20 protein-coding genes are annotated in these 17,533 nt (G+C 40.1%); 17 read left to right on the forward strand and 3 right to left on the reverse strand.

All coding sequences use genetic code 11. The features are described 5' to 3' along the window. Positions 1-28 precede the first annotated feature (28 nt). Positions 29-1,081 (reverse strand): acyltransferase family protein, encoded by a 1,053-nt coding sequence (locus ACOJQI_RS06685; RefSeq protein WP_421384282.1) that lies wholly within the window; start codon positions 1,079-1,081, stop codon positions 29-31. 277 nt (positions 1,082-1,358) lie between these two features. On the opposite strand from ACOJQI_RS06685, the gene ACOJQI_RS06690 reads away from it, so the two are divergent. The 6 genes from ACOJQI_RS06690 (at position 1,359) to ACOJQI_RS06715 (ending at position 7,397) form a co-directional block, all read left to right on the forward strand. Next, entirely contained in the window at positions 1,359-3,521 is a 2,163-nt protein-coding gene (locus ACOJQI_RS06690) for a PAS domain S-box protein (RefSeq protein ID WP_421384284.1), read from the forward strand. A 20-nt stretch (positions 3,522-3,541) separates the two neighbouring features. Continuing rightward, entirely contained in the window at positions 3,542-3,988 is a 447-nt protein-coding gene (locus tag ACOJQI_RS06695) for a methylated-DNA--[protein]-cysteine S-methyltransferase (RefSeq protein WP_421385410.1), read from the forward strand. 153 nt (positions 3,989-4,141) lie between these two features. Then, positions 4,142-4,726: a metalloregulator ArsR/SmtB family transcription factor gene (locus ACOJQI_RS06700; protein WP_421384286.1), complete on the forward strand. Its 585-nt coding sequence runs from the start codon at positions 4,142-4,144 to the stop codon at positions 4,724-4,726. Between the two features lie 307 nt (positions 4,727-5,033). Then, on the forward strand, positions 5,034-5,228 hold the full coding sequence (locus ACOJQI_RS06705) for a Spo0E family sporulation regulatory protein-aspartic acid phosphatase (protein ID WP_421384287.1): 195 nt from the start codon (positions 5,034-5,036) through the stop codon (positions 5,226-5,228). Positions 5,229-5,345: 117 nt separating this feature from the next. Then, positions 5,346-6,917, forward strand: a complete 1,572-nt coding sequence (locus ACOJQI_RS06710) for a bifunctional metallophosphatase/5'-nucleotidase (protein ID WP_421384289.1) — start codon at positions 5,346-5,348, stop codon at positions 6,915-6,917. A gap of 21 nt (positions 6,918-6,938) precedes the next feature. Next, complete coding sequence (locus ACOJQI_RS06715; RefSeq protein ID WP_421384290.1) at positions 6,939-7,397, forward strand: MarR family winged helix-turn-helix transcriptional regulator; 459 nt, start codon at positions 6,939-6,941, stop codon at positions 7,395-7,397. A gap of 65 nt (positions 7,398-7,462) precedes the next feature. Here ACOJQI_RS06715 and ACOJQI_RS06720 read toward each other — a convergent pair whose 3' ends face one another. Then, the gene (locus tag ACOJQI_RS06720; protein WP_421384291.1) at positions 7,463-9,565 is read right to left on the reverse strand and encodes an ATP-dependent Clp protease ATP-binding subunit; all 2,103 of its coding nucleotides are present in this window, start codon (positions 9,563-9,565) and stop codon (positions 7,463-7,465) included. A 353-nt stretch (positions 9,566-9,918) separates the two neighbouring features. Here ACOJQI_RS06720 and ACOJQI_RS06725 point away from each other — a divergent pair, with 353 nt between their 5' ends. Then, entirely contained in the window at positions 9,919-10,959 is a 1,041-nt protein-coding gene (locus tag ACOJQI_RS06725) for a hypothetical protein (protein ID WP_421384292.1), read from the forward strand. 65 nt (positions 10,960-11,024) lie between these two features. Beyond that, a complete protein-coding gene (locus ACOJQI_RS06730) occupies positions 11,025-11,150 on the forward strand; it encodes a DUF6254 family protein (RefSeq protein ID WP_421384293.1) in 126 nt (41 codons plus the stop codon). A gap of 83 nt (positions 11,151-11,233) precedes the next feature. Here ACOJQI_RS06730 and ACOJQI_RS06735 read toward each other — a convergent pair whose 3' ends face one another. Next, positions 11,234-11,413, reverse strand: a complete 180-nt coding sequence (locus ACOJQI_RS06735; protein WP_421384294.1) for a YkvS family protein — start codon at positions 11,411-11,413, stop codon at positions 11,234-11,236. 271 nt (positions 11,414-11,684) lie between these two features. On the opposite strand from ACOJQI_RS06735, the gene ACOJQI_RS06740 reads away from it, so the two are divergent. From ACOJQI_RS06740 to ACOJQI_RS06780, 9 genes are all read left to right on the forward strand, one after another. Beyond that, a complete protein-coding gene (locus tag ACOJQI_RS06740) occupies positions 11,685-11,879 on the forward strand; it encodes a hypothetical protein (RefSeq protein WP_421384296.1) in 195 nt (64 codons plus the stop codon). Positions 11,880-12,259: 380 nt separating this feature from the next. Then, positions 12,260-12,400 carry a hypothetical protein gene (locus ACOJQI_RS06745; RefSeq protein WP_421384297.1) on the forward strand — a complete coding sequence of 47 codons (141 nt, stop codon included), beginning with the start codon at positions 12,260-12,262 and terminating at the stop codon, positions 12,398-12,400. An 18-nt stretch (positions 12,401-12,418) separates the two neighbouring features. Beyond that, a complete protein-coding gene (locus tag ACOJQI_RS06750; RefSeq protein ID WP_421384298.1) occupies positions 12,419-12,580 on the forward strand; it encodes a hypothetical protein in 162 nt (53 codons plus the stop codon). 49 nt (positions 12,581-12,629) lie between these two features. Then, the gene (locus ACOJQI_RS06755; RefSeq protein WP_421384300.1) at positions 12,630-12,770 is read left to right on the forward strand and encodes a hypothetical protein; all 141 of its coding nucleotides are present in this window, start codon (positions 12,630-12,632) and stop codon (positions 12,768-12,770) included. A 71-nt stretch (positions 12,771-12,841) separates the two neighbouring features. After that, entirely contained in the window at positions 12,842-13,057 is a 216-nt protein-coding gene (locus ACOJQI_RS06760) for a hypothetical protein (RefSeq protein ID WP_421384301.1), read from the forward strand. Beyond that, positions 13,039-13,779 (forward strand): SDR family NAD(P)-dependent oxidoreductase, encoded by a 741-nt coding sequence (locus tag ACOJQI_RS06765; protein ID WP_421384302.1) that lies wholly within the window; start codon positions 13,039-13,041, stop codon positions 13,777-13,779. Before ACOJQI_RS06760 ends, ACOJQI_RS06765 begins: the two co-directional genes overlap by 19 nt. A gap of 326 nt (positions 13,780-14,105) precedes the next feature. Further along, complete coding sequence (locus tag ACOJQI_RS06770; RefSeq protein WP_421384304.1) at positions 14,106-15,038, forward strand: AAA family ATPase; 933 nt, start codon at positions 14,106-14,108, stop codon at positions 15,036-15,038. A 2-nt stretch (positions 15,039-15,040) separates the two neighbouring features. Beyond that, positions 15,041-16,234 carry a DUF58 domain-containing protein gene (locus ACOJQI_RS06775; protein ID WP_421384305.1) on the forward strand — a complete coding sequence of 398 codons (1,194 nt, stop codon included), beginning with the start codon at positions 15,041-15,043 and terminating at the stop codon, positions 16,232-16,234. Beyond that, the gene (locus ACOJQI_RS06780; RefSeq protein WP_421384307.1) at positions 16,204-17,505 is read left to right on the forward strand and encodes a hypothetical protein; all 1,302 of its coding nucleotides are present in this window, start codon (positions 16,204-16,206) and stop codon (positions 17,503-17,505) included. The genes ACOJQI_RS06775 and ACOJQI_RS06780 overlap by 31 nt, the downstream gene beginning before the upstream one ends. Positions 17,506-17,533: the final 28 nt, after the last annotated feature.

Consider the following 17,533-nt stretch of genomic DNA (forward strand, 5'->3'; position numbering starts at 1 on the left):
CATTCAAGAATAGTTCATTGGCATCAGTTTAATATTTTACATCTTCACTGTAGTTCTTCCTGAAGTTTTTTACATCTTTTAAAAACTTAGTGAACCTGCTTGTTTTCAGCTCAATCAGCGGCTGAGTCAAGGAGGTGAATGCCCTGCTTGACAGTAATACCGTCAGGATAAATGAAGCGGCAATCAGCAAGAGGATCGACTGGACGGGAGGCAGGATGTCCGGATAGGGACTTTCCCGGAAAGACTTTATGAAAAACCCATGTATCAGATAGACATAAAGGGTGCTGGCTCCCCACTTAGTGAAGAAGTGCCTGCTCTTTGGAACAAAAGAGAGAAAGCTGAAAGACATGGCTATATTCAGCAGGTAGACACCGCTTCTCTCAAACGCGCTAAGGAAGTCTTTTCCACCAAGTTGTTCATATGACTTTGAATGAAGCAGCCATTTATCAGAAAATTCCGGGACAAAAAACATGAAAGCAAATACGGCTGCCGGAATGACAGTTGCTGCAATACGTGCTTTATTCGTCCTGAGCTGGGTAAAATGTTCTTTTTTCATATAAAATCCAAGAAGGAACATTGGGAAAAATACAAACGTCCTTGAAAGGCTCAGGTAATTAGAAATATTATCGATAAACCCAATGGCAATTCCTACTGCAAAAGCAATGGCCAGCGCTTTGTTTCTGGGCAGCTTCCATTTGCGGACAAATAAATAAAGCAGTATATTCCAGCAGAATAAACTCAACAAAAACCATAGAGACCACTGGGGATTGTAGATATCAATCATCAAGCTGCTTTTGTTATATAAAAAATAGTAATAGACAGAATAGATGACTTGAAATAAGAGGTACGGCAATATCAATTTTTTAAATAACTTGGGAATATACCCTTTTTTATAAAATCCTTTGGCAAAGAAACCTGAAACAATGATGAAGGCAGGCATATGGAAAGTGTACAGCGTCTTATATAATGCCAAAACATAAGGGTCGTTTTCAATGAAAGATCTGATGAAGTGGCCAAATACCACAAGGAAGATTAAAATGACCTTGGCATTATCAAAGTAATAGTTTCTTGTTTGTTTCATGATGTTCACCAACTTTGAATGAATTTTTTTAGTCTTTTCAAAAGACTTTTTGTTTTGTTTGAAGGCTGTTTCCTTAAACACTGAAAGCGGCTGTTTTAAAGAGTCCGCAAACTATAAGGTATCAAAAATATATCTTGAAAGTACCCATTCAATCGATTCTTAAACTATTAATAACGGAAACGATATAATCCGAAATTAACCTGTAAACGATCTGCAACAGAAGAAAGATAACATAGGGTAAAAGGCTAATGATGCATGGTAATAGGAGGAAAGTGTAATGACCAATAAACAAACGTACAAGACTGATGAACTTAGTTCACTGGATAATATAGGTTTCAGGGAGATTTTAGCGGCTTCTCCCAATCCTATCCTGATAGTGGGTAAAGACCTGTCCATTATTGAAGCCAACTCATCTGCACTGGATTTACTTGAAATAGAAGAGAAATCTTTGCTGCATCAGCCTTTTATGAATTTTTTTCAGGCAGTGCCTTCTCCTATTCTTTCTCAATATGAAAATGCAGTGATAGAGGGCGGGGAAATAGAGGATGAAACGCTGATGACCACAGCAGCCGGGGCTATTAAGCATATCGATTTGAAGATCACAAGATTGAATGAGAGTGATTTTGCCTTCTTTTTTCTAAGAGACATTACGAATGAACGGGAGAAACAAAGGAACGATCATATGAATCTGCATATGCTGAACAATATTTTTCAGCAGGCAGCTGAAGGAATCCTCCTTTTTGATAAGGAAGGGAATATCAAAGAGGTGAACCAGGCATTCTGCAAGCAGGTGAACCTCCAAAAGAGAGAGGTCCTGAATCGGAAAGTAATATCCTTCATCCCTGAAAATTTTCATTATAAGGTTATGAAAGTCAAAGAACTTCTGGATTCAGGAAGGCAGGCCAGGGGAGAAATGCCGATCACCCATTCTGAAGGTGTGTCCGTCGTTGAGTTTACAACAACTCCTTATGTAAACCATGAGCTTCATATGACAATCCTCCGTGATATCACCGAAAAGAGGCAGATGGAAATCCAATTAAAACGAAGTGAAGAATTATTTAAAGACCTGTTTGAAGAAGCAATCGATGCAATCGTTTTATGGGACCATGATGGAAGGGTCCTCCGGGCCAACCGGTCTGCTTTAAAAATCTTTGAATGCTCACTTTCCGAGATATTGACGAAGAAGATTGAAGACTTCGTTTATCCGCTGGAAATGACGAAGTTTGAATCGATTACCCAGGAACTTAAAGTCAAGGGCGCTGTCAGGGATGAGGTGCTGTTCCTCATGCCCAATAATCAATTGAAGCATTTAGAGTTTACCTCCAAGCTGCATTCCGTTGACGGCTATAATATGACCATCTTCCGGAATGTCAGTGAACGGCATCAAATGGAGAAAAGCCTAAGGGAAAGTGAAGAGAGGTTTCGCAAGATTTTTGAAGGTACTTTGGATGGGATGATCCTTACCAATCATTCTGGACAAGTGGTCGATGCCAACCCGGTAGCACTCAATATACTGACGACAGATAAAGATAAGCTGATTGGCAGTGATATCAAGGATGTTTTTATGATCAAAGAGAACGAAGATCAGGAATACCTGGACTATCAATTAAAGTTGAAAGAAGAAGGGCAGGCAAGCTTTTTAAGGTTGATAAAGTTGGAAGATGATCGATATCAGCATCTGGAGATGTCTTCAAAATACAATCTCTTATCCAACCTGAATTTAACCGTTATCAGGGATATAACAGAAGAAGTGGAGTTGCAGGATCAACTGAGGAAATCCGATACATTATCGGTTGTTGGAGAACTGGCGGCAGGAATAGCACATGAAATCAGGAATCCTATGACGGCATTGAAAGGATTCATTCAACTTCTTGAAAGCAGTATGGACACTGACCATGAAATGTATTTTCATGTAATCAAGTCAGAGCTTCAAAGGATCGAATCCATTATTACAGAGTTTTTGGTCCTTGCCAAACCTCAAGCTATACAATATCAAGAAACCAACTTAGTAAAGATTATGAAAGATACCTTGGAACTTCTGAATGCTCAAGCAGTCATGCATAATGTACAATTTAAGGAGAGGTATCAAAATGGCATACCTGCAGTTTTTGCTGAGCCTAACCAGTTGAAACAGGTCTTTATCAATATCGTGAAGAATGCCATTGAAGTAATGCCGAAGGGCGGTAAGCTTACCATTGGTATCTCGAAAAGCAATGAAGAAAGAGTTCGCATTTCTATTTCTGATGAGGGGATCGGCATACCGAAAGAAAAAATAAAAAAACTGGGGGAGCCCTTTTATACCACGAAAGAAAGAGGAACTGGCCTTGGGTTAATGGTTACATTTAAAATTGTTGAAGAGCATGGAGGCACTGTAGAGGTGGAGAGTGAGTTAGGGAAAGGGACCACCTTCCATATTGATCTACCTAGTGTGAAAGGATGATAACATTGAATAAGGAAAGTATGGTGATTTCCAGTCCAATTGGTAATTTAAAGATCACCGCAGAAGAAGGCTGCCTTACAAAGCTGGAATTCGTAACGGATGCGGAAGCAGATAGTGAGAATGGCCTCCTGAGAGAGGCAGCAGCTCAGTTGAAGGCATACTTCAAGGGTGAAAGACAAGTGTTCGATCTGCCATTGAAAATGGAGGGTACCCACTTTCAGGAATCGGTGTGGAATGCACTGAAAGATATCCCTTATGGCAGCACATGCAGTTATAAGGATATTGCTGAAAAGATTGATAAGCCAAAAGCCGTCAGAGCAATCGGTCAAGCAAACAAAGCCAATTCCCTTCCAATCCTCATACCTTGCCACAGGGTGGTAGGGAAAAACAATTCCCTGACAGGGTATGCAGGCAGCCAGGTAGATAAAAAAGAAATCCTTCTGAGGGTTGAGAAGGCCATTAAGTAGATTTAAATAGATTGAAAGTGTAAAGTCTCAAGAGTCCTTGAGGCTTTTTTGTTTAAAAACACTAATGGTTAAGTTTTAAAATCAATTGACAAAAATAACTGATTAGATAATAATTAAATTAGATAAATATCTAATTAGAAAGAAGTGATTTTTGTGCAGCTGGATAAGCTGGTGTCTTTTTACAAGACGATAGGAGATCCAACACGACTAAAAATTATCATGCTGTTGAAGGAAGGGCCGCTCCATGGACTTGCAATTGCCGGAAAATTAGGGCTTACTGCACCGACTATCTCGCATCATTTGACAAAACTAAGGGATATCAACCTGGTGTATTCACGCAGGGAGAAGAATTCTTTGTATTATCATCTAAATAAAAAAGTCATACAGCATCATGGGGATGTGCTGTTAAATATGGCAGAAGAAAGCAAGGGGGACAGAGATGGGATGGAAAAGACTCAGAAAGAAAAACAAAAGGTTTTGAACAACTTTTTCACAAACGATGGGAAGTTGATTCAGATTCCTTCTCAACGAAAAAAGAAGTTGTTCGTATTCGAGCATTTAATAGAAGGGTTAAAACCCGGAGTGAAATACGCAGAGAGCGAAATAAATGAATACATTAAAAAATTCCATGACGATTATGCCACTATAAGAAGGGAATTCATTATTAACCATTATATGTACAGAGAAAATGGAATCTATGAAATGAATCCAAAAGAGATGTGGGCAACAATCGATTGATTAATCCTTAAAGATCCTCAGACTGTGAAAAATGGACTGGGGATTTTGTCGTATTCCGTCAAACGCCGGAGATATCAGGTGAACTTTTTGGGATATTTTGTCTTGTTTTAGCGATTCTATTTACTTTTAATCCTTATGTTGCGATACTTCTAAGGTATCTACTATTTTTTATGACTGAATTTAAAAATTAAATTTCCTGTTAATAGTTTCGTCGAAAAAGACATGAGATGGAAAGAATCGAATCAAAAACAGGGCAAAAAATAAAAACACTGAATTTCCATTAACAGACAGAAAGGTGAGAGTTTCAATGTTGTCCCCATTTGATAAAGTCTATCAAAAAGTCATCCTTTATAGAATTGCTAAGAAGCAAAAAGAAATGCTGGAGATTGGCGCAGAATATGGTTTGAATGACATCAGGACTGTCGAGAGCAGCCAGGAACTGGATAAATTGATTGCCAAATATCAGGAAATAAATTATATAAAAAGTGCGCAGCAGCACTAAGAAAGTAAGTTCTCCGCTATGAAAAAACGGGGGACTTTTTTTATCGGGATTTAACCAAGAGAGATCTTCAGGGAAATTTGATACAATATAATTATATGAGAAGCCTGGAGGTAAATAATGTCGCAAATCACTTTAACCATATTGGAAACTAGTGATGTCCATGGATGCATCTTTCCTATAAATTACGGTACTAACGAATTGCAGCCTCTGGGGTTGTCCAAGGCAGCAGCAATCATAAAAAAAATACAACAAGAGAATGAATATATCATTACACTGGATAATGGTGATATCATCCAGGGCACTCCACTCACCTATCACTATGTTAAATATTTGGCAGAAGAATCAAATCCTATGATTAAAGTGATGAATTATCTTCAGTATGACGCGGCGACTATTGGAAACCATGAGTTTAATTATGGACTGCCGGTGATCCAGGGTGCTGTCAATCAGTCAGGCTTTCCCTGGCTTTCAGCAAATATTCTGGATAAGTCGACGGGCAGACCTTATTTTGGAAAACCATACTTAATTAAAGAATTTCCCAATGGCCTAAAGGCTGCGATACTTGGCGTAACAACGCATTATATACCAAATTGGGAAAATCCCGAGCATATTAAAGGCCTTGAATTCCAAGATGCTTTTGATGCGGCAAGAAATTGGGTAAGCTCTATCAGGAAATATGAAAAACCCGATATACTAATTGTCACCTATCATGGAGGTTTTGAGCGTAACCTTGAAACAGGGGAATCGACAGAACCGCACACAGGGGAAAATCAAGGTTATAGAATATGTGCTGAGATTGAGGGGATCGATGTGCTCCTGACAGGTCATCAGCACCGCCAGCTCACAGGTACACTCAATGGTGTGCTGATCCTTCAGCCAGGATTTAATGGCCAATTTATAGGGAAAGCGGATATAACACTTGAAAAGAGCAATGGTAAATGGGAGATTGTTAGGAAGGATTCTGAATTACTGCCTGTAGGTTCCGAGGAAGAGGATGAACATGTCCTGCAGCTGGCAAATACGTATGAAACCAGAACTCAGGAATGGCTTGATCAGCCAATAGGTTTCATTGAGGGTGACATGACAATCACTGATCCATTGGAAGCAAGAATGGAAGAACATCCATTGGTGGAATTCATCAACAAAGTTCAAATGGATGCCCTTGGAGTGAAGATATCCTGCACAGCGCTATTCAATAATGCTGCCAAAGGTCTTCCGCATATAGTGACGATGAGAGATATAGTCTCAAATTATGTTTATCCCAATACGTTGAACGTCATTGAAATCAGCGGAAAAGATATGAAGGAAGCCCTGGAGCGCTCTGCCTCCTATTTTCAGTTAAATGATGAGGGAGAAATTGCGGTCAATCCCGCTTTTTCAAAGCCCAAACCTCAGCATTACAATTACGATATGTGGGAAGGGATTGAATACTGCATTAATATCAGCAATGATATCGGAAGCAGAATTGAGAATTTAATGTTTGAAGGCATGCCGGTCGATATGGATGAAACCTATGAAGTGGTGTTGAATAACTACCGTGCGGGCGGCGGGGGTGAGTATCCAATGTTCAAGAATCGTCCGATTACACGATCCAGTCAGATTGACATGACAGAATTGCTGGCCAATTATTTTTTAAAGCATAAAACTGTCAAAGCCACTGTAAACCATAATTGGAAAGTAGTAAAATAGGGACAATTATACTAAAAGGAAATGATAGATATGGAAGAAAGAAAAGATATTGAACAATCTTTGAAGCTTTTTATTGTGCTTTCTCGTGCATATAAGGCGATCAATGAAGATGTACAGGTCTTTATTCAAAATAATGGACTGAATATGACAGAATTTGCTGTCCTTGAACTGCTTTACCATAAAGGCGATCAGCCCCTTCAGCAAATAGGCGGAAAAATCCTTCTCGCAAGCGGCAGTATAACCTATGTCGTTGACAAGCTGGAGAAGAAGGGTTTGATCAGACGGGTGGCATGCCCGAATGACCGCCGGGTGACATATGCACAAATAACGGAAGAGGGGAAGGATTTCATCGGAGATTTGTTCCCTCGCCATGAAAAGCAAATTCATCAGCTGATGTCTGTTCTGAGCAGTGAAGAAAAAGAAACGGCTATCGATTTATTGAAAAGGGTGGGTTTATCTATTAAGGATTTGTCTTATTGATGATTCTTAAGCCCGTTCAAGTTAAAAAGCCTTACTCCCAAACAAAGGGAGTAAGGCTTTTCGTATTACTTAATCACAATTTCCTCATCTTCAATAACAGCGGTCATTTCCTTCTTTTCAGGATGATCAAGTATGAAGTCGGCAATGGAGTCTTCAAGTTTTTCCTGAATGATCCGGCGCAATGGACGTGCACCAAAGTCAGGGTGGTATCCATCGGCCACTAGTTTGTCTTTGACTTCTTCAGTTACAGTAAGGGTGATTTCCTGTTCCACAAGCATGCTGTATAAATCGTTCAACAGGATATCGATAATCTTCTTAAGATCATCAGTGTTCAAGGAATTGAACTCCACAATATTGTCAAATCGATTTAAGAATTCTGGTTTGAAATAGTCTTTCAAATTATCCAATATGGAAGTTTCTTTCATCGTATGGCTTGTAAAGCCGACATGTTTTTCTTTAAAACCGACCCCGGCATTGCTCGTCATGATGATTACAGAGTCTTTAAAGCTTACTGTTCTGCCCTGGCTGTCAGTCAAACGGCCGTCTTCAAGGATTTGAAGGAACATATGCTGTACATCCGGATGTGCTTTTTCAATCTCATCCAGCAGGATGATGCTGTATGGATTCCTGCGGACCTTTTCTGAAAGCTGGCCGGCTTCTTCATGTCCAACATAGCCGGGAGGTGAGCCAATCAGTTTGGAGATGCTGTGTTTCTCCATATATTCACTCATATCCAGTCTGACCATTGCGTCAGATGTACCGAATAATTCCTGAGCCAGTGTTTTGGTAAGCTCCGTTTTCCCAACTCCTGTTGGACCAATGAACAGGAACGAACCAATCGGACGGTTTTTGTTCTTGAGTCCCGCTCTGCTTCGTCTAATTGCTTTGGCAACGGTTTTAACAGCGTCCTCCTGTCCAATAACTTGATTGTTCAATTTAGATTGAAGTTCTTTCATTTTTTTCTGTTCATCTTCTTGCAGCTTTCCAACTGGAATTCCGGTTTTCTTTTCAATCAATTCCTGGATAAGTTCAGGCTTTACAACCGGAAGTTCTTTCTCATTGGGGCTGTCTAATGCTTGTTCCAACTTGACCTCTTCATCTCTAAGTTTGGCTGCAAGCTCGTAGTTTTCTTCAGAAAGCGCAGCTTCTTTTTCTGAGGCAATCTGAGAAAGTCTGCTGCGGACTCCATTCTTATCTTGATGTCCGTTTTTCAGATTTTCATGCGAGCCGGCTTCGTCAAGAAGGTCAATGGCCTTGTCCGGCAGGAAACGGTCCTGGATATATCGTTTTGAAAGGGTGACACAGCTCTCAATAGCTTCATCACTGTATCTAACTTCATGATAGTCTTCATATTTCTTTTGAAGGCCTTTCAAGATTTCGATAGCTGCCTTCTCTGAAGGTTCTTTGACTTGAATAGGCTGAAAGCGTCTTTCCAAGGCTGCGTCCTTTTCAATTTGTCTGTATTCCTTCAATGTCGTCGCTCCAATTAGCTGCAGTTCACCTCTTGCCAATGCGGGTTTAAGGATATTTCCTGCATCCATGCTGCCTTCTGCAGAGCCTGCACCGACAATCAAGTGTATTTCATCAATAAACAACAGGATATTTTTTCGGCTTTGAAGTTCGTCTATTAAAGCTTTGATTCTCTCTTCAAATTGTCCGCGGATGCCTGTGTTTGCTACTAATGAAGCTACATCCAGAAGGTAGACCTCTTTATTAAGCAATTTTGATGGGACCTCACCGTTTGCAATTTTGATGGCCAACCCTTCTGCGATGGCTGTTTTTCCGACTCCGGGTTCCCCAATCAATACAGGATTGTTTTTATTTCTTCGGTTTAAAACCTCTATCATTCTGTTTAATTCATCATCACGACCAATGACCGGGTCAATAACCTCAGCTTTGGCAAGGTGTGTTAAGTTCCTGCCATATTGCTCAAGGAAAGACTTTTCTTTGGTGCCTTCCTGAGCTTGTGCTTTATGGCTGGCCGGTTGGTTTTCTCCAAAACTATGTCCACCAAACAGATTCTGGAATGGATCATGGTTGGAAGAATTGATCATTTGCTTTTCATTTGTATAGCATTCATGACAGAGAAATAATGATTTCTTGTGGCCGTTAACATTAAAGTGCAAGTTCACTTTAGCTGAGTTCTCCTGGCATTTTTGACAGAGCATATTTTATTCCTCCTATATGATAATAAGTATTTGACTTTGATTAACTTTGACTATATCTATATAAAAAAAGAATGTACAGTTTTTTGTTTGACCATTTCTGATCTTATGTTAATTATACTTTGACTAAATTTGACTATCAAGTGTTTTGTTTCAGGGAATTAATTCCTTTTTAAAAAGGAATTTATTGAGATCCCCGATCCACTCCAATACAGCCCAGGCTTTTTTTATTCTTAAATGTGATGCTTGTACATAAGGTTTAATAGCGGACATTTTATCAGGATAATCAGGCTCGTTCAAATGAAATGATCGAAAAAAAGAAACAACTAAACAAGCATATGTAATGAGGTGAATAGATGAGAAGGTGGAGCGGTGTATTTCAGTTAGCCGCAGTATATGTCGGAACAATCATAGGAGCAGGTTTTGCCACTGGAAGAGAAATAGTTGAATTCTTCACCCGTTTTGGATTTATCGGTTTAATCGGTATCCTCATCAGCGGATATTTGTTTATTTACCTTGGTGCTAAAATTATGGTAAAAGCACATGAGATTCAGGCAAAATCCTATGAGGAATTCAATGAGTATTTGTTTGGAAAATGGTTTTCGAAATTTATGAACATCCTTATGATGCTGATGCTTCTCGGGGTAACGGCAGTCATGTTATCAGGGGCGGGAGCAGTATTTGAAGAACAGCTCAATATGAGTAAGCAGACAGGTGTCCTGCTATCCATCTTTCTGGGATTCATCGTGATGATCGTGGGGATGAAAGGGTTGTTTGCTGTTAATACACTCGTTGTGCCAACAATGATTGTGTTTAATATATCCATCATGTTGGCAAATATCTTTGAACCTGATTTCCTTGAAGCTGTGATGAGGATTCCCCATGCAGAAGACGGATGGAAAGCTGTTGTTAGTCCTTTTTCGTATGCTGCTTTTAATCTGGCAATGGCTCAAGCTGTGCTGGTGCCGGTGGCGGCGGAAATCAAAGATATCAAAACAGTAAAGTATGGAGGAATGCTTGGTGGAGTTCTGCTCACGATCATTCTGATTTCAAGCCACTTCACCTTGGTGATGATCCCTAATGTGACCATATACGAAATCCCAATGGCTATTGTAATGAAAAGTATGGCCGGCAGCTTGTATGGAATATATATTTTCATTATTTTCGGTGAAATATTCACTTCCATCATTGGAGGGGTGTTCGGTCTCGAAAAGCAGATGGCTAATTATTGGAATGGAAAGAGAATATTCATCACCCTCGGCATCTTTATTATTGTTTACCTCCTCAGCTTTTTTGAATATAGTCAGCTGCTTTCCTATTTGTATCCGCTTTTCGGTTATTTAAGCTTGTTGTTCATCATTTTATTATGGATGAAACCCTGGGATACAAAACGATAGCGGAGAAGGAATGAAATTTGTGAAAACAGCCATTATAAAAAAGACTGTAAAGGAGGAAGCAAACAATGACAAAATCAAAACATGAAAAAGAAAGACAATGGAACGTAAGAAAGCAGGACCAGCACCCTCATGGTAAAGTGGAATCTTTTAAAGAGCTGGAAGGGGAAAGTATCTCCAAAGGCAAACAGTGATAAGATCTAGGTGAAGTTCAGTATTTCTTCTATAGACGTAAAAAGCCTGGTAATCCAAAGGGGATATACCAGGCTTATTTTAGTTATGCTTCAATGATCGTATAATTTTTATGATTGACTACGGTTTTTTCTTCAAGCTCAAGGTCACGATAATTTTCCATGAAAGTCAGGTCGACAATAACGGAATTCTCATTTACTTTTTCAACGATCCCTTTTAAGCCATCTTTGAATTCTATTAAATTACCTACTTCTGCTTTTTTCACAAAAATCTCTCCTTTGTCAAAAGTTTCAGAAACAATTAATTACAGTTTGCCTTAAATTAACTAAAAGGTAAAGAATTTTGTAATAATATTATTCTAAGAATCTGATAATTATTATAAAAAGTTGGAATTCTTTGATTTCTGCTTATTCCTCTAAGGTTTGCAATGATGTTTTCAATTCAATGCTTCTTCGGTGTTAAAATGGTTTTGAGTGAAAAAACTATTGCAGACAAATGGTAAAATGGATATGGCAGGTTGAAAGGGGGAAAACAGAATGGATGAACAAGAAGTTTTAGCAATTCTTGATGAATTAAGAAATAAAGGAATTGAGGAATTCAGAGTGCAAAAAGAGGATTTTCTGCAATTCAGGAAATATTTGATTGCTCAGGAGGACTTTAAGCACTTTCGCGGAATTGCCCAACAGGGCGGAGATATCATTTATACCTATATGGATGAGCCGAGAAGCTGAAGTCTGCTGATTTACAGCAGACTTTTTTATTGGTGAGAAAATAATATCCAGATCGTCGTTTTAGGCCTTCGGGGGGGACCAAGTAAGTGCACGGCTCAGTGTATGAATGGTGTAACGTGGTTAAAGATGAGAGGACTATCAGGAGGATACATAAAGAACACTATGAGTTAAAAGGTTTTGCTAAGCCTGCTTTCTATTTTTATAATTTATATTCAATAAAAGTCGTCTAACCAGGCGGCTTTTTAGTTATTTAAGAATTAAGAAAGTTTGATTCTATACTGTCGTTAAAAGAGGAGGAGGAAAAAATGATGTCCTCAAAGAGGGTCTATGACATCATCAAAAGAGGAGCGGGTGGAGAATGATGTCCCCAGAGAAGGTCTATGACGTCATCAAAAGAAGAGCTGGTGGAAAATGATGTCCCCAAAGAGGGTCTATGCCGTCATCAAAAGAGAAGGGGGAGGAAAATGATGTCCCCAAAGAGGGTCTATGCCGTCATCAAAAGAGGAGCCGGTGGAGAATGATGTCCCCAGAGAAGGTCTATGACGTCATCAAAAGAAGAGCTGGTGGAAAATGATGTCCCCAAAGAGGGTCTATGCCGTCATCAAAAGAGGAGCGGGAGGAAAATGATGTCCTCAAAGAGAGTCTATGCCGTCATCAAAAGAGGAGGGGGAAAAAATGATGTCCTCAAAGAGGCTCTATGACGTCATCAAAAGAGGAGCGGGTGGAGAATGATGTCCCCAGAGAAGGTCTATGACGTCATCAAAAGAAGAGCTGGTGGAAAATGATGTCCCCAAAGAGGGTCTATGCCGTCATCAAAAGAGGAGCGGGAGGAAAATGATGTCCCCAAAGAGGGTCTATGCCGTCATCAAAAGAGGAGCGGGAGAAAAATGATGTCCCCAAAGAGGGTCTATGCCGTCATCAAAAGAGGAGCCGGAGGAAAATGATGTCCTCAAAGAGAGTCTATGCCGTCATCAAAAGAGGAGGGGGAAAAAATGATGTCCTCAAAGAGGCTCTATGACGTCATCAAAAGAGGAGCGGGGAGGAAAATAATGACCCAAAGAGGATCTATTCTGGTAAACGTCCGGCGCTTTCCAGGATGTCCATTTAAGGTTTGCAGAACAGAATTAATGGAAAAATGTAAGAAAAAGGAGGACATAAGATGGATAACAATAAAGTAGCGATTGTGACAGGCGGTGCCAATGGTATTGGAAAAGCCATTGTCAAGCAGTTCTGTAAACAAAACTTTACCGTCATCCTTGTAGATAAAAAGGAAGAAGACGGGCAGCAGCTATCACAGGAATTGAAGGAAGACGGAAATTCGGTTATCTTCAGAAAGTGTGATGTGGGAAATTATGATGAAGTGAAGAATCTATTCACTGACATTAAAGATATGTTTAACAGGGTTGATGTTTTGATTAATAATGCGGGCATATCAAAGTTTAAGAACTTCTGGGATATGGATGAAAGAGACTGGAATGAAATCATATCAACTAATTTAAGCAGTGTATTTTACTTTTCCAAAGAAGCGGCACCTCTCATGAAAGATTTAGGTGGATGCATCATCAATATGGCTTCTACAAGGGCATCTATGTCAGAAGCGAATACAGAGGCTTATTCAGCGAGCAAAGGGGGCATCTTTTCGTTGACACATGCGATGGCCATCACACTCAGTGAATATAATATCCGGGTCAACAGCATAAGCCCGGGATGGATTGAAACAGGTGATTATGATGATTTAAGGGATGTGGACCATTTGCAGCATCCATCCAACCGTGTCGGCAAGCCTGAAGATGTGGCCCGGGCATGTCTCTTCCTATGTCATGAAGAAAACAATTTCATCAATGGTGAAAACCTGGTCATTGATGGGGGAATGACCAGAAAAATGATTTATGAACACTAGGGGTTTCACTCCTTTTTTAACAGCAGGATATTGAAAATCCCCACTACCAAAACAAAAATGATACTGATGAAAATGCTCCAGAACATAACGATCCCTCCGGTGGTGTTTAAGACTATCATAGGGAAGCAATATGTAATATGTTCTGTAGTAATCTAAATATTTTGTAAATAATTCAGCACCGTAAAAAGAAGCAGGCAAATTCCCTGCTTCTTTTTTTATGACTTTTCCGGTGGCTTGGATTATTCAGCAGGGAAAATTCGGAAAATTTTAAAAACAGATATGTTTTTCTGATATAATGTAAACATAGAAAGAATGGGGGAGATTACATGCTTGTTGAAAAACTAAAAAAAGAAATTGGAAAAGTTATGGTTGGAATGGATAAAGAAATAGAATTGCTGACAATCGCTTTGCTGCAGGGAGGACATATATTATTCGAGAGTGTACCCGGAACAGGGAAAACGATGCTTGCTAAAACATTTGCCGGCTGTATCCAATCCAGTTTCTCCAGGATCCAGTTCACTCCGGACGTCCTTCCGAGTGATGTAACCGGAATTCAGTACTTTAACCCTAAGGATAAAGAATTTGAATTGCGTCCCGGCCCCGTAGTAACCAATGTCCTTCTTGCCGATGAAATCAATCGGGCTACACCAAGGACGCAATCGAGCCTTCTCGAAGTCATGGAGGAGAAGCAGGTAACCATTGAAGGGAAGACCCTGAAACTTGAGGAGCCTTTCATTGTGCTTGCAACTCAGAATCCGGTAGAATCCCAGCAAGGTACTTTCCCGCTGCCTGCAGCCCAGCTGGACAGATTCCTGATGAAGGTTCCCATCTCATATCCGGAGTTTGAGAGCGAAAGAGAAATGCTGAGACGGTTCAAAGATAAGCAGCCCCTTGATGTTATTGAACCAGTTATTTCTCCTGAGGAACTGAGAGAGTGTACCAAAGAGGTAAAAGGAATTCATGTCTCTGAAGATATAGAATCATACATATTACAGATAGCAAGAAATACAAGGGACCATGAGCTGATCGAGCTCGGAGTGAGCCCGCGTGCAAGTCTGGCTTTATTGCGTGCTTCACAGGCAATGGCCTATATAAATGAGAGAGATTATGTTACCCCTGAGGATATAAAGAAAGTAGCTGCGTACGTACTCAGCCATCGAATTTCACTTACCCCTGAGGCTTCTTTGACCAAAACAAACGAACGCGTTATGGAAGAGTTGATTGAAGAAGTTTTAGTGCCGGTCGAATCGAGGGTTTAACTGTGGAGTGGAAGAGAGAAACATCTGATTCGCAATTTATATCCGCGTGCATCTTCCTTTGTTTATTTTTGTCTCTCTTGGGGTTGCTGGTTCAAAGTGTACTGATGTTGTCTGCCTTCCTGCTTTCATTTGCTCTGTTTTACAGTTCGCAATTTTATATTAGTAATGCGGGAAGGAAGCTCATATTCAAAAACGAAAGAAACAGGGAGAAATTTAATAAAGGCGATCTGGGTGAATGGGCCTTTAAATTTGAGAATACCGGAATGCCGTTTTTAAATGGATCCCTCATTCTCCGCTTCACTGACGTGATTGTCCCAGTTGGAATAGACTTTGATGAATTTCCGGGTGGATTGATAGAACTGAAGATTCCTTTCTCCCTTAGTAAAAATGAAATGATTGAAGTCAAATTCCCGGTTGAAGCACGAAGAAGAGGGTTGGCCAGAATAGAGAAGCTCACTGTAGATATCCCGAATCTGTTTGGAAGCGGCGGGACACACATGGAATATGAGAAACCGGTAAAAACGGAAATTCTTGTTTTTCCTCAGAGTAAGCCTGTGGAGGGGTTTACCTCGGCCCATACAAAAACTCAAGGTACCTTTACGGTGCATAACTCATTATTCAATGACCCTTTCCAACCTGTGGGTACCAGAGATTACGCACCAGGTGACAGCTTTGCCAACATTAACTGGAAGGCAACCGCCAGGATGCAGTCGCTGCAGACAAAAGTCAACTCACCCGCAACAAGCAGAAACTGGCTGATTACGTTGAACATTTCTGCACATTACTCTATTACGAGTGACTTGGAGGATCTGATTGAAAGGACAGCTTATATCATAGAGGCGGCTGCAAAGAACGATATTCCCTACTCCCTTGCCATCAATGTCCGCAGTTTGAACAGGACACCGTTTTATTACCTGCCTATCGGAGAAGGAAAGAAACAACGGCAAAGAGCGCTTGAAATGCTTTCGGTCATTTCAGGGGATGACGTAACGTTTCCATTCAGCCTGATGTATCAATACCTGATCATGCATCATCAAATCCCTCCTGTACTTATATCCATAGGAAACCAGGATAAAGAAAGTGAAAGACTTTTATCTGTGATAAGTCAAAGGGATGTTTCCGTTTTCCAGTTGGAAAATCTTAACGAACAAGGAGTTTTGCAGGCATGGAATCAGCAAAGCAGGAAATTCGCATAAAAAGAAAGAATGCCTACCTATTTAGAGTATCAGTTAAGTTAATTGCAGATGCGCTGATTCTATTAGCCATTCTGACCTTTTTTACAAATGAAGCTTTCTTTATGTCTGGAGGTTTGCCTTTTGTTCTGTTATCCATACTGATAACTCTGCCATTATTGTTTGCTGGGATGGAGTCCAGCACGAAATTTAATATGATTTTTGCCGGGATTGGCATAACTCTTTTCCTGACCGGACAGTTCTTCCTGAGGATTCCATGGTGGTTATCCGTTTTGATTCTTTTTCTCCTTCATTGGAGGGTTTCTGCCCATCTGGAAGAAGAAAGGGACTCCCGTTTTGAGATAAGCGGCGGGTATATGCTCACGCTCATGATTGTATCACTCGTTTCTTATGCCTTCCAAAATATATATGAAAAGCAGCCAGCTGAGATCATAATATTTATTTTTATCAGCGGCATGCTTCTCTTTACCGGAGGCACTTATATTGTCAGGTATGCCGAAAGTGCAGAGCATTCAAAGAAATCAACCAGGGTGAAGTCAGCTAAACTGCCACTCCTTTTTCTGGTGATATTAGCAAGTCTGTCAACTTTAACAGCTATATTTAATGAAACGGTCAGCAGCTTGTTGAATAATGTATTCGGAGGGCTGTTTTGGCTCCTGTCTTTCCTGATTGATCCTATTTGGAATTTGATCAACTGGATTTTGGAGCTCTTGCCAAAAGGTGTTTCAGAGGGATTGGAATCTTTAAGAAGACCTGAAGGCGATATGCCCTACGAAGTTACTCAAGAAGACCTGGAGAATGGGGGAGAGCTCTCATTTGCCTGGTGGAATGAAGCATTGATCGGAATTCTGCTGCTTGTCATTGTCTTATATATGTGGAAAAAGTATAGAAACAAAGGTTGGAGTGAGGAAGAGGATTCAAAGAGATATGCAGGCTACTCCTCATATAAGGAAACAGTTTTGCCAAGCACAGAGAAGCAAAAAGCTAAAATAAATTATTCCAGCGCAAACAGTGAAATAAGAAAAGCCATTCTTTCCTTAGAAAAACAAGCAGAAGGAAAAGGGATGTCCAGATTGAACGGAGAAACACTTCAAGAATGGTTCACCAGACTCGGTTTTCTGGAAGAGCAGGAGTTTTATCACATCTATGAAAGTGTCAGATATGGAAATAAAGAGGTTGATGCCGATAAAGCTGCCTGGTTTGAAGAGGTGGCATATCGTGTGACAGCCAAAATAATTCATCAAGAATATGAAGAAGATGAGAAAAGAGCATAAGTGCTCTTTTTTTTGGGTAAATTTTCAA

This window comes from Bacillus salacetis, from assembly GCF_049177075.1.
Classification (GTDB): domain Bacteria; phylum Bacillota; class Bacilli; order Bacillales; family Bacillaceae_B; genus Rossellomorea; species Rossellomorea salacetis_A.

Bases quoted from the DNA above. Each gene is read 5' to 3' on its own strand.
- ACOJQI_RS06755 (WP_421384300.1), top strand. From the start codon at position 12,630: ATGACGTCATCAAAAGAAGAGCTGGTGGAAAATGATGTCCCCAAAGAG.
- ACOJQI_RS06710 (WP_421384289.1), top strand. From the start codon at position 5,346: ATGTCGCAAATCACTTTAACCATATTGGAAACTAGTGATGTCCATGGA.
- ACOJQI_RS06720 (WP_421384291.1), bottom strand. From the start codon at position 9,565: ATGCTCTGTCAAAAATGCCAGGAGAACTCAGCTAAAGTGAACTTGCAC.
- ACOJQI_RS06725 (WP_421384292.1), top strand. From the start codon at position 9,919: ATGAGAAGGTGGAGCGGTGTATTTCAGTTAGCCGCAGTATATGTCGGA.
- ACOJQI_RS06730 (WP_421384293.1), top strand. From the start codon at position 11,025: ATGACAAAATCAAAACATGAAAAAGAAAGACAATGGAACGTAAGAAAG.
- ACOJQI_RS06695 (WP_421385410.1), top strand. From the start codon at position 3,542: ATGGTGATTTCCAGTCCAATTGGTAATTTAAAGATCACCGCAGAAGAA.
- ACOJQI_RS06780 (WP_421384307.1), top strand. From the start codon at position 16,204: ATGGAATCAGCAAAGCAGGAAATTCGCATAAAAAGAAAGAATGCCTAC.
- ACOJQI_RS06690 (WP_421384284.1), top strand. From the start codon at position 1,359: ATGACCAATAAACAAACGTACAAGACTGATGAACTTAGTTCACTGGAT.
- ACOJQI_RS06760 (WP_421384301.1), top strand. From the start codon at position 12,842: ATGCCGTCATCAAAAGAGGAGGGGGAAAAAATGATGTCCTCAAAGAGG.
- ACOJQI_RS06770 (WP_421384304.1), top strand. From the start codon at position 14,106: ATGCTTGTTGAAAAACTAAAAAAAGAAATTGGAAAAGTTATGGTTGGA.
- ACOJQI_RS06750 (WP_421384298.1), top strand. From the start codon at position 12,419: ATGACGTCATCAAAAGAAGAGCTGGTGGAAAATGATGTCCCCAAAGAG.
- ACOJQI_RS06715 (WP_421384290.1), top strand. From the start codon at position 6,939: ATGATAGATATGGAAGAAAGAAAAGATATTGAACAATCTTTGAAGCTT.
- ACOJQI_RS06740 (WP_421384296.1), top strand. From the start codon at position 11,685: ATGGATGAACAAGAAGTTTTAGCAATTCTTGATGAATTAAGAAATAAA.
- ACOJQI_RS06705 (WP_421384287.1), top strand. From the start codon at position 5,034: ATGTTGTCCCCATTTGATAAAGTCTATCAAAAAGTCATCCTTTATAGA.
- ACOJQI_RS06745 (WP_421384297.1), top strand. From the start codon at position 12,260: ATGACGTCATCAAAAGAAGAGCTGGTGGAAAATGATGTCCCCAAAGAG.
- ACOJQI_RS06765 (WP_421384302.1), top strand. From the start codon at position 13,039: ATGGATAACAATAAAGTAGCGATTGTGACAGGCGGTGCCAATGGTATT.
- ACOJQI_RS06685 (WP_421384282.1), bottom strand. From the start codon at position 1,081: ATGAAACAAACAAGAAACTATTACTTTGATAATGCCAAGGTCATTTTA.